The organism is Agrobacterium tumefaciens (genome assembly GCF_013337285.1).
GTDB classification, from domain to species: Bacteria; Pseudomonadota; Alphaproteobacteria; order Rhizobiales; family Rhizobiaceae; genus Agrobacterium; species Agrobacterium burrii.
This window is the reverse complement of sequence record NZ_SUPW01000006.1, coordinates 1-14,227: the sequence shown is the minus strand read 5'-3', so window position 1 is coordinate 14,227 and position 14,227 is coordinate 1. Positions and strand designations below refer to the sequence as shown.

10 protein-coding genes and 2 pseudogenes are annotated in these 14,227 nt (G+C 55.9%); 6 read left to right on the top strand and 6 right to left on the bottom strand.

What is annotated here, in order from left to right:
- Window positions 1-21 precede the first annotated feature (21 nt).
- Entirely contained in the window at window positions 22-1,425 is a 1,404-nt protein-coding gene (locus tag FCH38_RS16445) for a sensor histidine kinase (protein WP_174374395.1), read from the bottom strand.
- On the bottom strand, window positions 1,422-2,093 hold the full coding sequence (locus FCH38_RS16440) for a response regulator (RefSeq protein WP_149900643.1): 672 nt from the start codon (window positions 2,091-2,093) through the stop codon (window positions 1,422-1,424). The genes FCH38_RS16445 and FCH38_RS16440 overlap by 4 nt, the downstream gene beginning before the upstream one ends.
- Window positions 2,094-2,571: 478 nt before the next feature.
- Between FCH38_RS16440 and FCH38_RS16435 the strand changes: the two are divergent.
- From FCH38_RS16435 to rsgA, 3 genes and pseudogenes are all read left to right on the top strand, one after another.
- Window positions 2,572-4,155 (top strand): annotated as a pseudogene (locus FCH38_RS16435) (ABC-F family ATP-binding cassette domain-containing protein); the annotation flags it as partial.
- A gap of 220 nt (window positions 4,156-4,375) precedes the next feature.
- Entirely contained in the window at window positions 4,376-4,549 is a 174-nt protein-coding gene (locus tag FCH38_RS16430; RefSeq protein ID WP_174374394.1) for a hypothetical protein, read from the top strand.
- 27 nt (window positions 4,550-4,576) lie between these two features.
- Window positions 4,577-5,578, top strand: coding sequence for a ribosome small subunit-dependent GTPase A (gene rsgA / locus FCH38_RS16425; RefSeq protein ID WP_236776632.1), 1,002 nt, complete (start codon window positions 4,577-4,579; stop codon window positions 5,576-5,578).
- 136 nt (window positions 5,579-5,714) lie between these two features.
- On the opposite strand, the gene FCH38_RS16420 is transcribed toward rsgA, so the two are convergent.
- Window positions 5,715-6,218, bottom strand: a complete 504-nt coding sequence (locus FCH38_RS16420; RefSeq protein ID WP_174374392.1) for an Lrp/AsnC family transcriptional regulator — start codon at window positions 6,216-6,218, stop codon at window positions 5,715-5,717.
- Between the two features lie 86 nt (window positions 6,219-6,304).
- On the opposite strand from FCH38_RS16420, the gene FCH38_RS16415 reads away from it, so the two are divergent.
- A complete protein-coding gene (locus tag FCH38_RS16415) occupies window positions 6,305-7,477 on the top strand; it encodes an MFS transporter (protein ID WP_153517091.1) in 1,173 nt (390 codons plus the stop codon).
- 367 nt (window positions 7,478-7,844) lie between these two features.
- Here the strand turns inward: FCH38_RS16415 and FCH38_RS16410 are convergent.
- Both FCH38_RS16410 and uppW read right to left on the bottom strand, forming a co-directional pair.
- A pseudogene (locus FCH38_RS16410) lies at window positions 7,845-8,430 on the bottom strand (IS6 family transposase).
- 43 nt (window positions 8,431-8,473) lie between these two features.
- Entirely contained in the window at window positions 8,474-9,874 is a 1,401-nt protein-coding gene (gene uppW / locus FCH38_RS16405) for a Wzy-type polysaccharide biosynthesis protein UppW (RefSeq protein ID WP_236776631.1), read from the bottom strand.
- A 104-nt stretch (window positions 9,875-9,978) separates the two neighbouring features.
- Here uppW and FCH38_RS16400 point away from each other — a divergent pair, with 104 nt between their 5' ends.
- The gene (locus FCH38_RS16400) at window positions 9,979-11,976 is read left to right on the top strand and encodes a glycoside hydrolase family 16 protein (protein WP_174374391.1); all 1,998 of its coding nucleotides are present in this window, start codon (window positions 9,979-9,981) and stop codon (window positions 11,974-11,976) included.
- A gap of 224 nt (window positions 11,977-12,200) precedes the next feature.
- Window positions 12,201-13,184 (top strand): polysaccharide biosynthesis acyltransferase UppZ, encoded by a 984-nt coding sequence (gene uppZ / locus FCH38_RS16395; protein ID WP_153517093.1) that lies wholly within the window; start codon window positions 12,201-12,203, stop codon window positions 13,182-13,184.
- Window positions 13,185-13,804: 620 nt separating this feature from the next.
- Here the strand turns inward: uppZ and FCH38_RS16390 are convergent.
- Entirely contained in the window at window positions 13,805-14,059 is a 255-nt protein-coding gene (locus FCH38_RS16390) for a hypothetical protein (RefSeq protein WP_174374390.1), read from the bottom strand.
- Between the last annotated feature and the right edge of the window lie 168 nt (window positions 14,060-14,227).

Here is a 14,227-nt window from a genome sequence, read left to right as displayed (position 1 = left end):
CAAGCTTTCAACTGGCTTTCATCAAGTTGCCGGAAGCACAATCCGTATGATAAGCCCCGATCTATCCTGGCGATTTTCCGCCGTCATAGTACCTCCGCTCGCCCGAGCTACGGTCAGTGCGATCGCCAGTCCCAGTCCGCTGCCGCTCGATTTGCGATTTCCACTCCGAAACCTTGTGCCCGCGAATGCGAGTTCCTCCGCACTCATTCCGGCCCCCTCGTCAATCACCTCGAGGGTGCAGCTTTCGCGCTGCTTTTGCACCGTGACAGTGATCAGCGTGCCTTCCGGTGCATAGGTAATCGCATTATCGATTATATTCATGCAGGCCTCTTGCAGAAGCCCCTCATTCGCCCTGACTTTGACCGGCACCTCCGAAGCTTCAAGGACACAGTTCATCCGTCTTGCACGGATCCGGGGCCACAGCATCCGTATCGTGTCGGCAGCAATCTCCGTGACGTCGAGCTGCGCTTGGGGATAAATATCCGTTCCTTGCGATGTTCGCGCCTTGGCGAGAGATAGAAGCTGGTTGGTGGTTCTGATGGAGCGATCGAGAACGTCTCGTGATGCGCGAAGTGTCTGATGGACGTCCTTGAAATCCGTTTGATGCAGAGCGTAGTCGATTTGAGTTCTGAGGATCGCCATGGGCGTCCTGAGCTGATGCGACGCGTCGTCGAGAAACCGGCGTTGCTGCTCGGCTTCATCGACCGTCCGCTGTATCAACCGGTTCATCGCCTGCACCAGCGGCCTTACTTCCAAGGGCAGTGACGCGGCCTCGACCGGTTTGAGATCGTCCGGATCCCTGGCATCGATCATTTCACGCAGTCTGTTTAGGGGCTTCACCGCCAGATAGACACCGATACTGAGGAGCGCGGCGAGCACGAGAACAACAAGAAGATCGCGCAGCACCGCCCGCAATATCAATTCGTTCTGGAAGGAGGTCCTTGAGACCTTCGTTTCCGCCACCTGGATCGTCACCTGCGTGCCGTCGGGTTTCGAAGGATCAAGCGGCCGTGTCAGCGTCCCGATCCGAACCTCCTTTCCGAAATAAGAGGCATCCTCGAAGCTGAGCTCGCCACTCGTCAGGCTTTGCGCCTTTGGCAGCAGGACGTCCCCTATCTGCACGAAGCCATCGCTTGTCGAGATGTTGAAGTAGACAGCACCCTGAGCCGTCAGCTGGAAGAATTCGAAGAGGTTGTAGGGAAGCTCTACGCCCACGCCTCCGCTCTCCGTGGAAATATTGCCGTCGATGGCTCGGACTGCTCCCGCCAGCGAACGGTCGTAAGCGCTGTCAGCCATCTCTGCGATCGTGGTCGCACTGAACCAGAGCGTGGACGCCATCGCAGTGATGATTGCCGGCACGATCCAGAAACCGAGCGAAATAGCCAGACGATGACCGGGCCTTTCACTAGGCGATTGCCCACTCATGCCCCGGCGTCCTCCAAAACATAGCCGATGCCTCTCAGGGTCTTGATCTGTGCCGAGCCGGGAAGCTTCTTGCGAAGTCGATGGGCAATGACTTCTATGGCCTCCAGCTGTATTTCGGCATCGTAGGAGAACATGCGGTCGAGGATTTTCTGCTTCGACATCGGCTCGCCGGCGTGTTGGATCAGGATCCGAAGCATCGAATGTTCTCTGGGCGTCAATTCCAGGGCGGAGCCTGCGAGCGTGAACCTCTGCTCGGATGAAGAAAAGTACAGGTCTCCGCAGGTGAACATTCCCGCGTGACGACCATGGGCGCGGCGCACTAACGCAACAAGGCGCGCTTCCAGTTCCTCGATCGCGAAGGGCTTGGCCAGAAAGTCGTCGGCACCCTGGTGCAGACTGTCGATCCGCTCGGTCAAGGTGTCGCGTGCGGTCAGGATGAGAGCCGGTGTATTGTCCTGCCTTGCCCGCATCGCAGCCAGAACCGATCGGCCGTCCATCAACGGCAGGCCAAGATCGAGGATGAGGATGTCGAATTCCTCGTTGCGCAACCGGGCGTCGGCGGCGCGACCGTCTTCCGCCCATTCGATGATGAACTCGTAGCGCTGGTTCATCGCCTTGATGAGCCACTGGGCCAGCTCGACATCATCTTCCACGAGAAGGATTTTCACTTGAGCCTCAAAGTGACGTTTCGATGCCTCACTTGAAGCAGCGGTTTTGTATAGGGTCAAGTCAAACGCTATTCCGCGACTAACCTTAGCAGTTTATCACCTCGACTGTGGGAGGTAGATCTTCCACCACAAGGTTCACGGCCAACCTGTCGAATATTGGGATGGCGAAGAAAACGGCACATTTGATCTCTGACACTGCGTCAATAATCGAAGGCCCTTGCGAGGAAGTGCCTGCGTGACCATCCAGAGAAATGCTCGGGTACGCCGACGCCAGATCTACGGTTAGAAATGTATTTTACGCGGAGAACGGAAAAGGGAATTGGAAGAGATCATAGCTGATCAGACCCACGTCTGAACTCGATATAGATACCAATCATTTGTTGCAGCGCAGCATCCACGATCACTTATGTTTTCCGTGGCGATTGCCAATATGCTCATTGAGCTTGCTATAACGCAGCGGTTTCGCCAAAACGGCGCCATGATTTCAATTACCGATCTTTCCACCCGCATTGCCGGACGCCTTCTCCTTGATAAAGCCAATGTGACGCTACCAAGCGGCACCAAGGCCGGCCTGGTTGGCCGAAATGGTGCTGGCAAATCCACCCTGTTCAAGGTCATCACCGGCGATCACGGTCCCGAAACCGGTTCCATATCGATCCCTCGAAATGCGAGGATCGGACAGGTGGCGCAGGAGGCTCCCGGCACCGAAGATAGTCTCATCGAGATCGTCATGGCAGCCGACAAGGAACGCGCCGCGCTGATGCTGGAATCGGAGACCGCGACCGACCCTGAACGCATCGCCGACATCCAGATGCGGCTCGTCGATATCGACGCGCATTCGGCGGAAGCGCGCGCTTCAAGCATTCTGGCCGGACTCGGCTTCGATCAGGAAGCCCAGCTTCGTCCGGCTTCGTCCTTCTCAGGCGGCTGGCGCATGCGCGTGGCACTGGCATCGGTGCTGTTTGCCGAACCTGACCTGCTGCTGCTCGACGAGCCGACCAACTATCTCGATCTGGAAGGCACCCTCTGGCTTGAGGATTACATCCGCCGTTATCCCTATACGGTGATCATCATCAGCCATGACCGCGACCTGTTGAACAACGCCGTCAATGCCATCGTGCATCTCGATCAGAAGAAACTGACCTTCTATCGCGGCGGTTACGACCAGTTCGAGCGCCAGAAGGCCGAAAACGACGAATTGCAGACTAAGGCCAAAGTCAAGAACGATGCCGCGCGCAAGCACCTGCAGAGCTTCATCGACCGCTTCAAGGCCAAGGCATCCAAGGCCAAACAGGCACAATCGCGCGTCAAGGCGCTGGAGCGCATGGGAACGGTGTCTTCGGTCATCGAAGATCACGTTCAGCCGATCACGTTTCCGACCCCGGAAAAGCAGCCTGCCTCCCCCATCGTCGCCATCAATGGCGGTTCTGTCGGGTACGAACCCGGCAGTCCCATCCTCAAGGGCATCGATTTGCGCATCGACAATGATGACCGCATCGCGCTGCTGGGCTCGAATGGCAACGGCAAATCGACGTTCGCCAAGTTCATCTCCGGCCGTCTTTCGCCAGAAACGGGTGATCTGCGCACGGCCCCGTCCCTGAAGGTCGGCTTTTTTGCCCAGCACCAGCTGGATGATCTGGTGCCTGAGGAATCCGCCGTCGAGCATGTGCGCAAACTGATGCCACAGGCACCGGAAGCCAAGGTGCGCGCCCGCGTGGCACAGATGGGCCTTGCCACAGAGAAGATGGCAACTGCTGCCAAGGATCTGTCGGGTGGAGAAAAGGCTCGCCTGCTGATGGGTCTGGCGGCATTCCATGCACCGAACCTGCTGATCCTCGACGAACCGACCAACCACCTCGACATCGACAGCCGCCGCGCGCTGATCGAAGCTCTGAACGATTATGATGGTGCGGTGATCCTGATTTCGCATGATCGCCATCTGATTGAAGCGACCGTCGACCGCCTGTGGCTCGTCAACAACGGCACCGTCACCACCTTTGAAGGTGATATGGACGAGTACCGGGATATCGTCGTGTCTTCCGGGAAAAAGAAGAAGAAGAAAAAAAACTGACGTCATAATCGCTTCTGTTTCTGAAGCGCATCGGTGCGGGCATCTACAGCAGCCTGCACTGTTGCGGCGACCACGCAGACCAGTATTGATTCACTCAGGAATTTCACCGGTCGTATTTTGCGCCGCAACCTGATAGATGGACGGTTCAATAGGTAACATTGTCCGGTATCATTTCGAGACCAGAAATGCTGGACCGACGGAAGGACTTCCGATGGGCTGGAAAACGCCGAAATTCGAGTACGTCAATGGCTACAAAATCGTCGAAACCGATGGCCCGGTCTTCAAGGTGTTCGATGGCGATCGTCAATCGGGCGACGATTTTCCCTATTCCGGCGAGGCCGCTGCGCACGCCAAGTCCTTGCCGAAACGCGATCCTCATCAGTAGGCGAGACGACAGTCGATGACGATCCCGATGACCTCGGCGCTGGAAGAACTCGGTTGGTCCGCCTTTTTTGCGGATCAGGTGAAAGACAGCGAAGCCGGCCTCTTGCCCAGACGGATAGCATCGGTCCACCGCTCGCGCATAGAGGCGATCGATATCGCAGGACCCGTTGCACTGGAGCTGCCGGGCAATAGTAATACAGCCGACTTCGCAGTCGGGGACTGGGTCCTTGCCGATCCGCTGACCGGTATGTTCGTCACCCGTCTCGATCGGAAAAGCCTGTTCAAGCGAAGGCCTGAAGGCGGACATGGCCAGCAACTGGTTGTCGCCAATATCGACACCCTGCTGATCGTCACCTCGTGCAATGCAGATTTCGATCCCGCCCGGCTTGAACGTTATCTGATCATGGCGAACCAGGCCGGAAGCGACGCAATCATCGTGCTGACCAAGGCCGATACTGCGGAAGACGTCGGCCAGTTTCAGTCACTGGCCGAGGCACTGCAACGCGACCTGCCAGTCATAGCGCTGAATGGACGCTCAGCCGATGCCATCGCCTTGTTGAGGCCCTGGCTGGGCATTGGCCAGACCGTTGCGCTGGTGGGGTCCTCCGGGGTTGGAAAATCAACGCTTGTAAATACCCTGGCGGGATCTGATGCGAAGCAGAAAACCGGCACCATCCGTGAATACGACGCGCAGGGCCGGCACACCACAACGGCGCGATCCCTGCATGCTGTTCCAGGCGGCGGCTGGGTCATCGATACGCCGGGGATCAGGACGCTCTATGTCAGCGATATTACCGACGGAATAGATACGCTGTTTGCCGAAATCACCGATCTGGCGCCGTTGTGCCGGTTTCGCGATTGCACCCATGCACATGAACCAGGATGCGCCATCCGAGGCGCTATCGCCAGCGGCGAGCTTAGTGCCGATCGCCTTGAACGTTGGCGAGGTTTGCACGCTGAAAATAGCAACCGGACGCCAGTCGTGAGCGGACCGCGCGGCAACAAGGTCATCAAGAAGAAGAAATATTAGCCGCTTCGACCATCGGCATGCGATCCGTTCAGGGGGCAACTAGTCTTGCAGCCCTGAACCCTTCGTCTTGAAGGGATATGAACCAACGACCCTGTTCAAGCTCGCACTCGATACCCGGCCACCAAGATCGAGCCAACTATCGATCTGGCATCGGTCCGCGTTCCAAGAACGTCGACAATGCGATGTAACTGCGTACAGAGCGCACGCCGTCGAGGCTCTGGACTTCCATCAGGAAATTTTCCAAGGACTCGGTGTCGGCTGCCCGCACCTTCACGAGAACGCAGCCGTCACCCGCCACCGTGTGGACTTCCTCGACCTCTGGTCTTTCGGTGAACGCGAGAAGCGCACGAGTGGCGCTATAGCTGCTGGTGTCGATGACCAGAAATGTCAGAAGTGAGCGGCCGAGCTTGCATCCGTCGAGTTTCGCGACGGTGCCTCTGATCACGCCGTCCCGCTTCAGCCGCTTCACGCGATCATGCACCGCAGGCGCTGACAGGTTCACGATCGTGCTGAGTTCAGCGTAGCTTCGAGAAGCGTCCTCTGCGAGCGCGCCTAATATCTTTCGGTCGAAAGTGTCCAGCTCTACGGGCCGATGCTTCGTTTGCCGAATAACATCTGTTTCTTTTGCAGTCGAAGCCATTTTGGCTTTACTCCCGAATTTCATATCCGATATCGGCATTATCGCCGAACTGTATTCGGCAAACAATATCGCATCTGGAGTATTTTATGCCTCTCGCTCTTTTCGCGCTGGCCATTGGCGCATTCGGTATAGGTTTAACCGAGTTTGTCGTTGCCGGCATCCTCCCTCAGATAGCTCGCGACTTTAGCTTAGACATCCCGACCGCCGGCCTGATGGCGACGACCTACGCTCTCGGTGTTTTTGTTGGTGCACCAATCCTGACCGTTGCGGGTTCACGGGTCCCGCGCAAAACGATGCTGATCGGACTGGCAGTGCTGTTCACGTTGGGAAACCTGCTGACGGCCCTCGCTCCAAATTTAACAATTGCTCTGGTTGGTCGCGTACTGACGGCCCTTAACCACGGCACGTTTTTCGGTCTCGGTTCGATCATCGCTGCGTCGCTGGTGACCAAGGACCGACAGGCGAGCGCAATTGCCGTCATGTTCTCCGGGCTGACTTTAGCGAACCTTTTCGGTGTTCCGCTGGGCACCTGGCTTGCGCAGGTTTATGATTGGCGTCTGGTGTTCTGGTTGGTCGCTGGTATTGGCGTGGTGACCATCGTCAGCATCGCGATGTTGGTTCCCCGGATAGAAGCGGGCAAGCCGATCGCACTGAAGACGGAACTGCGCGCGTTTGTGGACCCGCAGGTATTGCTCGCGATGGGCATTACAATCTTCGGACCCGCCGCGTTCTTCACTTCCATCACCTATATCGCTCCGATGATGGTCTCCGAAGCCGGATTTTCCGACACGGGTATCGCGTGGCTGATGGTCCTGTTCGGCCTCGGTCTGGCCGTTGGCAATTGGATTGGGGGCCGGTTTGCGGACCGCTCTTTGTTTGGCACATTGTTCGTGACGCTCGCCGCCCAAGCAGCGGTGCTCCTGGTGTTTTGGATCGGCGTCGGCAGCCCTGTCGTTGCCTCGGCAGCCGTGTTCCTTATGGCCGCCTTCGGCTTTGCTACCGTCTCTCCGATCCAGAAACTGGTGATGGACCGCGCAGATTATGCCGGCGCGCCCACCATGGCTGCGTCCGTCAACATAGGTATGTTCAATCTTGGTAACGCAATTGGCGCCTGGGCGGGCGGGGCGACGATTGCAGCAGGGTTCGGCCTCGCATCACCAAACTGGGCAGGCGCGATCCTCTCGCTGATGGCCCTTGCCTTGGCATTGGTGGCGTGGGCATCGTCGAGGAAACAGCTTTCGAAAGCACATGCCAAGTGATTTTGTCGGTTAGATAAAGACCGTTGCGGGTAACATAAGGGGCGCCACATCAGGTGAGCCCCTTGTACCTTGCAAGCCGTGGTTTTCTCCTTCACGTTCAAGCTCTTGAGCGGATACGAACCAACGTCCCTGCGGTTAGCAATTGTAGAGAAATAATTATTCTACGGTTTATCAGTGAAGCGAACGAGACGGCGTTAGGCTTGGACATCGCCAGATGGTGTGAAAAGGCGCACCTTGTTTCGTCACGGCGTGCAACTACTGGATTTCAGAGATTGACGGTGACCCGCAGGATGCAGGTGGGCGCGAGTGCCTTGCGAGGCGTTGTCACGTTGTTTCGCCCATGCCAGGAGGAGTATCCGCGCATAGATCAGGCAAGTGCGCCGGTCACAGCTTTCCGCTGCGCCATGGCGCGGATACGGTGAATGTGGTGGCCAGAGCTGAGCGCTTCTGGCGTGGTGCGACGAAGAGATTTCGAACGACCGAAAAGATCGAGACGAAGCGTTGCAAACTGCCGACCGATCGAAATCCCTGCATCATCCGTTCTCGCTTTCGCAGTGGCACGTGAGAAATCTCCGCTCGATTGTTCAAGCCCTTGTGCGATCGATGTTCGACACTGGGTATGACATTCCGTTTTGCGGCGCGGTAGGAGCGCAATTTATCGGTGATGATGCGCTTCGGCGTTAGGCCTTGCTTCTTCAGCAGCCTGAGCAGCAGTCGCTTGGCAGCCTTGGTATCGCGACACGCCTCTTTCTGCGCAACTGTTTTGCGTAGGCCGGACCGAATTTTCGACCCCATCGGCGGATCGTTTCATAAGAAACGACGATGCCGCGCTCCAGCAGAATTTCCTCGACAAGCCGCAGGCTCAAAGGGAACCGGAAATACAGCCACACAGCACGGGCAATGATCTGTGGTGGAAAGCGGTGGTTCTTATAGCTGATTGTCGGCGCGCTCATCCTGAGCAAGCCAACAGAAACACAACTATCTGATTTCACTCAATCATTTTCGAGTAGATTCTGAGTTTCGTACCGACCGAACAGTCGCGAACGTCTTTCGAGCAACGGGTAATCGCAAGTGGGGTGTCGTGTCGGCATCACCGCCGGTTCGGGCAGATTCCGGCTCTGCCTCGTCTTCGGCAAGGCTGGCGTTCGCCTGCAGATGCAGGCCCATTACCGCCACGAGGAGAAAAAACCAGACGGAGCCCGAACTGAGCAAGAATAGCGTTTCCAGAAAGCCGTAGAGCAGCACATAAAGCCAGATACCGACGTAAAGGCGGGTCAGCGGACTTTTGCGCGTCGCCTCGTTCATTTTGCCGAGATAGTGAAGCGGTAGCAGATAAATCCACATCATCACCAGCACCAGACCGGGGATGCCACCCGCAAGCAGCAGATCGAAATATCCACTGTGGGCCGCTGGCGCGGTCGTTGCCCAACTGTTGCTATCCATGCTCGACATCAGGGCGTCGCTGCGCCAAAAGGCCTGATAGCCATATCCGAGGATCGGACTTTTGCGGATGTAATCGATGGCGACGACCCAGATATCGGTTCTGCCAGTAAAACTGGCATCGACACCCATCCTAGTCAGCATCTGCGAAAACACCGGGTCGACCGTGGTGCCGACGGTCACGACGGTGAAGACCAACAGAAGCAGGGCCAAGACCACATAACGCCACTGGGGCCAGTGCACGATGAACCAGCCCGCCGCGACGACGATCGGCATCAGGCCGAGCACCGTCTTGCCGCCTGACTTGATCAGGAAGAACAGCGATAATAGCAGCACCAGTAGGCCGCCGATGAAGGACCAGCGCCTGCAGAGATAAATCGCCACGATGATCAGCACCGCCATGACCGAGGCAGCCTCGTTCTTGTGCTGGAAGACTCCGCGCCAGTTACCCGCCAGAAGCGGCTCCAGCGCGTCGCTTGCCTGATGGATAGATCGTGACGGCAGGGCGATGACGCCGAAATAACACAGGAAAAGGATAATCATCGCGCAGCTGGCAAGCAGCGTGGTGAAATGCCGTTCCGTGCGCGGCAATTGCAAAAAGCAACCGGCAAGCACGCAGATGATGGCGCACATGACAAGCCGACGCAGCGAAAACATCGGCGCCTCCCCCACGACAGAGGTGAGGGCGTACCAGCCGAAAATCGTCGCCATCAGCAGACGCGGCGTGAAGACGATGGAGAAAGACCGTTCCTTCACCATGAACACCATGAAACTGAAAAGCAGGATGATCGCGGTGAGCTGGTTCAACAGGTTGGACCCCTCCGCCATGGCAGAGCCCTGATAGGTCGACGAGAGTGAAATATAGGGTGAGAAACCGACCGTAAAATAAAGGAACGTCACATAAAACAGTGTATTCCGCCAATTTCCACGCGTCTGTTCTTCGTGCGCTGCATCCATAAGGGGATCTTCTCTGCCATTTTTCCCATGTGTGCCCGATGCTTCATTCCGGTAACACCAATATCCCGAGAAAACCCTATTTTTTAGTTATTCCGAATGCACGGATGAATAGCAAATCCGTCATGAAGAAAAGAGGCCTAAGCGGAAAAACAGACGCCTTCTGCAATCAAACGGTGCGCAGATTCTGGCTCGGGTTAGTTTCTTTCATCATCGCGATAAAGATGTGCCTTTTCGACGAATCCCCAACTCCGCACTTGACGAGAAGATGCCAGTTCAGGCTTATTGGAATTCAACTACAAGATGTCTTTGTTGGGGGTGCCGTGAGAGGTTCTATACTGACTTGGCTACTTGCCATGATTTTGTATGCTGCGGGCTCTCCAGCTCACGCTGTAAGTGTAGATTGCGGGGAGAACCAGTCATTTTCGGCCGGGCTCGGAGGCTGGGGACCATGGTGGAGCGGGTCGACCCCCGTCGTGGATACGTCCGTCGGCCACACGGATTCACAATCCTTGCGCTTACAGGGCGGTCCTGGCACGGCAAGCAGATACATATTGCCCACCGAATGCCCGCTCGGCATCGCTTATGTGAATTATTGGGTGCGCACCCAAACGGGTAGCGCTCGTATTTACACAAAGCTCGTTGATCAGATGACCGACGCCGTCCTGTACGATTCGGTCAACGCCGGACCGACCGTTGTGGGGACGACTTGGACCAGGATTTCGATTCCCGTCATGATCACCAATGAGACGCTCATTGGCATTACCGCCGAGCCGGTTTCGCCGGCAACCAACACAACAGTTTATATTGATGATGTCGTCGTTGCGAACGATGCCTGCGCAAACCAGTCTTTCACGCAAGACACGGGCGGGTTTGTGGTTTGGTGGAGCGGCAATGCGGTGGCCATAACCTCCCCTGGACGAACAGATGACTGGTCGCTCAAACTGAGCGGTTCTCCATATGGCACCGCCAAGCGAGATATAAGCCCCGGCGAATGCCCTCAGCCATTAACCCGAGTTGCTTATTATGTCCGAGCGGAGACGGGAAGCGCTCTTGTTCACACAAAACTCGTCGATCAGGTAACTGACGAAACACTATGGGATACCAACACCGGCCCGATTGCCGTTTCTTCAACGGCCTGGACGCGCGTCGTTATTGACGTTCCGATGCCGAATACAACATTGATCGGTATCACAGCCGAAAGACAGGATGGCGGTGCGGTCTCGGTGCTGGTGGACGATGTCATGCTGAATCCAGGCATCGCCGCCTCCCTCCCAACTCAGCCAGACAATGTACCCGTTCCCGTTCGCGATGGTTGGGCTCTGACTTTTTCGGATGAATTCTCGAATGGTACACTTGATCCCGCAAAGTGGGTGGCAATCACCACGGGCCCAACATACGGGTCTAGCACGGAGGGTTTTGGCGAGACCTGGGGAACGGAGTGCTATGATGCTTCGCAAGTAGCGATCAAAAACGGATCGCTACAGTTGACCGCAAAGCAGCAGTCCGTGAGCTGCCTGGGGATCACCAAATCGTGGCTCAGCGGGCTTGTCATCTCGAAAGACCGGTTTTCGCAGGCTTTTGGCCGTCTGGAGGCACGGATCAGAATGCCAGTCGCAAGGGGGGCCTGGCCAGCGTTCTGGATGATGCCGCAGTTGCAAAAGAACTGGGGAACTTGCGGCATGTACTGGCCCTGCGGCGGCGAAATCGACATTCTTGAATATGTAGGGCAACTCAACTCGACGACCAATGCCACTGAAGACAAAACAGTGCACAGTACTTTGCACTGGGGTACATCGACTGGTGGACATACACAGGACTCCGGTTCGGCAAACGTTATCCCCAGCGTCGACCGTTGGACGGTATACGCCGCCGAATGGGATACGACAGGAATCTCGTTCTTCATCGATGACAACTTTGTCAAGAAGACCACATTTCCCCTTCCCAACAGCTCAGGACTTTACGCCCGAGCAGAACCATTCGATGTTCCGTTCTACTTCATCCTGAACCAGTCAGTGGGAGGCGTTTGGCCAGGGACGCCAGACCCGGCAGATTATCCCAACACTGTCAAAATCGACTACGTTGCGGCATATAAACGTTTGTAACCAGGGCATTTACTCAATTACACATGAGATGGCTGCTTCTGGTAAGAATAATTCTGGTCATCTGGCTCTTCAGATTTTAGGTATTTTTTGAACGTATCCCTCATCAATTCTTGCAAGCATCGAAATCAGGAGAGTTCTGCGACTTTTTCGAGTTGGTGCGAATCGCTGCCTCTGTCTGCATTTGAGGCGAAGGACGTGAACGGTTGAGTACTTCAGGAGCGGTAATGCAAAAGGTTTATTCCATCCAGTTTCTGAGGGCGCTCGCGGCGTTTTCGGTCCTGCTGTTTCATATAGTCGGTGACCCATTTACGATTGGGGCGGCAGGTGTGGATGTCTTTTTTGTCATCTCCGGCCTCATCATGGGTTCTTTCGCAACGGCGGGGGGACCGGGGGCGTTTTTATATCACAGGCTGGTCCGTATTGTGCCCTTATACTGGGCCGTGACCTTGGTGATGTGCGCCGGTGCGATGGCGGGCGTTTTTTCTACCTTTACCTTTACCCTCGAGCATTTATGGAAATCGCTGCTTTTTATTCCCTATACAGGCGATAACGGCGAGGTAGCTCCCCTTTTGGTCGTGGGCTGGACCCTTAATATGGAAATGTTCTTCTATATTGTCTTCGCGCTTGGACTTGCCGTGCGCGCACCGCTGGCTGTAACGGTCGGCATCCTGTCCGTCATGGCCTTGGCGGGACAGGTTTTACCCTCACAATCCCCCTTCATACAAACCTGGACCTCGCCGCTCTTGCTGGAGTTCCTCGGCGGGCTTCTGCTGTCGCGCTTTATGTTCCAGGGCAGACAAGCGGGTATCGCCGCGCTTGTCATATCACTGACGGGTTTTGTTGCCGCGGCTATGATAAGCGAGCAATCTGGAATGCTGCGCCTGATGACGTGGGGCGTACCTGCCTTTTTCCTTGTGGCCGGATGCGTGTGGCTCGAAAATGCCGGACTATGGCCGCGACGTCTGCTGAAACCAATCGAGATTATCGGGGACTCGTCCTACGCCCTCTATCTTCTGCATGGCCTGGTGATCTCAATCATTCATAAGATATTGGCGCCCGGTATTCTCGCTGGAGCGGTTATCATCATCGTTGCACTGGCCGTGTCGGTCTTGGCGCATTTCCTGTTCGAGAAACCGCTTATCAAGCTTTTCAGACGCAAGTATGGCGGCGGGCCGCGCCGGCAAGACCATGCCGTACCGGTGCGCTGACGTGAAGATTGGCCACAGGAAAAACATGCAGGCCGAAGCTTTTCCTCCTGCTCGGCTTCAAGGACTGGATGTTTGCATACAATCCATCACCGATGCAGTCGAACGCATGGCTCTTGCGCCGGCGATTGCGACCGCAACCGTTTCTTTATAATGTCAAGGCCAATGAATTTCATGCGTCATCGTCACTCTCCTGGTTGGTGGCACGGACGCTTCTATTCCACCCACCGCTCGCATAGTTGGGAGGGAAGGAGATCATCGGGTCCAGTACCGCTCACGCTGCCATTTTTTAGCGCGATGGACACCAGTAAAATCTGAGAGGGAGGCACTATTGTGGCGAGTTTGTCATCAGAACGGAAGATGATCAAGATCTTGGCTTCCTCCTGTTTGGAAAGCAACAAGGCGAATAGGCACCTACAGGGCCAAATGAATGCGTCTTCAGCGGTTCCTCATATAAACATTGCTCTTGAACGAACCCCGCGGGCGTTTTGTGACGGAGCATAAAGGACAGGAGTGGGATCGCAGCCGTGAACTACACGGACACCGAAATCACTGTGCTGATTGATCTCGATATGGGCTGGACATTTGAACTGCGCAGCAACGAGGATAGGTAGCCTGCGATCTCAGGCAGGAAATTGCTCGGCCGCGATATCGTCTTCACACAGCAACGCAATGAACGCTTCTCTCAGATTCCGGTAACGATGAAGCAAATCGGCATTTTCACCTTTTAATCGCCGCAGGAGGGCCAACTCTCTGTCGTTGGCGTCGTTCGACATTGCCCGAAGTCGAAGATCGGTTTCGATCTCTCGAACTGCCATTTCGCAGGCCGCGATCTCCCTGAGCAGCCGCTCCCAGTGTTTCTCCAACACAAAGCTCACATCGTTGGTCCGCCAATCGCCCCTGTTTACCAACGGTTAACATAACTGAAGCGGACTTGGTGTGGCGGTTCCCAATATGGTTAACGCTGCAGAGTGGGATGTGTACCAACGACACCCAAAATCAATACGCCAATTAGCATTTCAGAAGGGAAATTGCGGAGCGCCGAC

Coding starts and splice junctions, on each gene's coding strand:
- FCH38_RS16445 (WP_174374395.1), bottom strand. CDS start 1,425: ATGAGTGGGCAATCGCCTAGTGAAAGGCCCGGTCATCGTCTGGCTATT.
- FCH38_RS16430 (WP_174374394.1), top strand. CDS start 4,376: ATGGGCTGGAAAACGCCGAAATTCGAGTACGTCAATGGCTACAAAATC.
- rsgA (WP_236776632.1), top strand. CDS start 4,577: ATGACCTCGGCGCTGGAAGAACTCGGTTGGTCCGCCTTTTTTGCGGAT.
- FCH38_RS16420 (WP_174374392.1), bottom strand. CDS start 6,218: ATGGCTTCGACTGCAAAAGAAACAGATGTTATTCGGCAAACGAAGCAT.
- FCH38_RS16415 (WP_153517091.1), top strand. CDS start 6,305: ATGCCTCTCGCTCTTTTCGCGCTGGCCATTGGCGCATTCGGTATAGGT.
- uppW (WP_236776631.1), bottom strand. CDS start 9,874: ATGGATGCAGCGCACGAAGAACAGACGCGTGGAAATTGGCGGAATACA.
- FCH38_RS16400 (WP_174374391.1), top strand. CDS start 9,979: ATGAATAGCAAATCCGTCATGAAGAAAAGAGGCCTAAGCGGAAAAACA.
- uppZ (WP_153517093.1), top strand. CDS start 12,201: ATGCAAAAGGTTTATTCCATCCAGTTTCTGAGGGCGCTCGCGGCGTTT.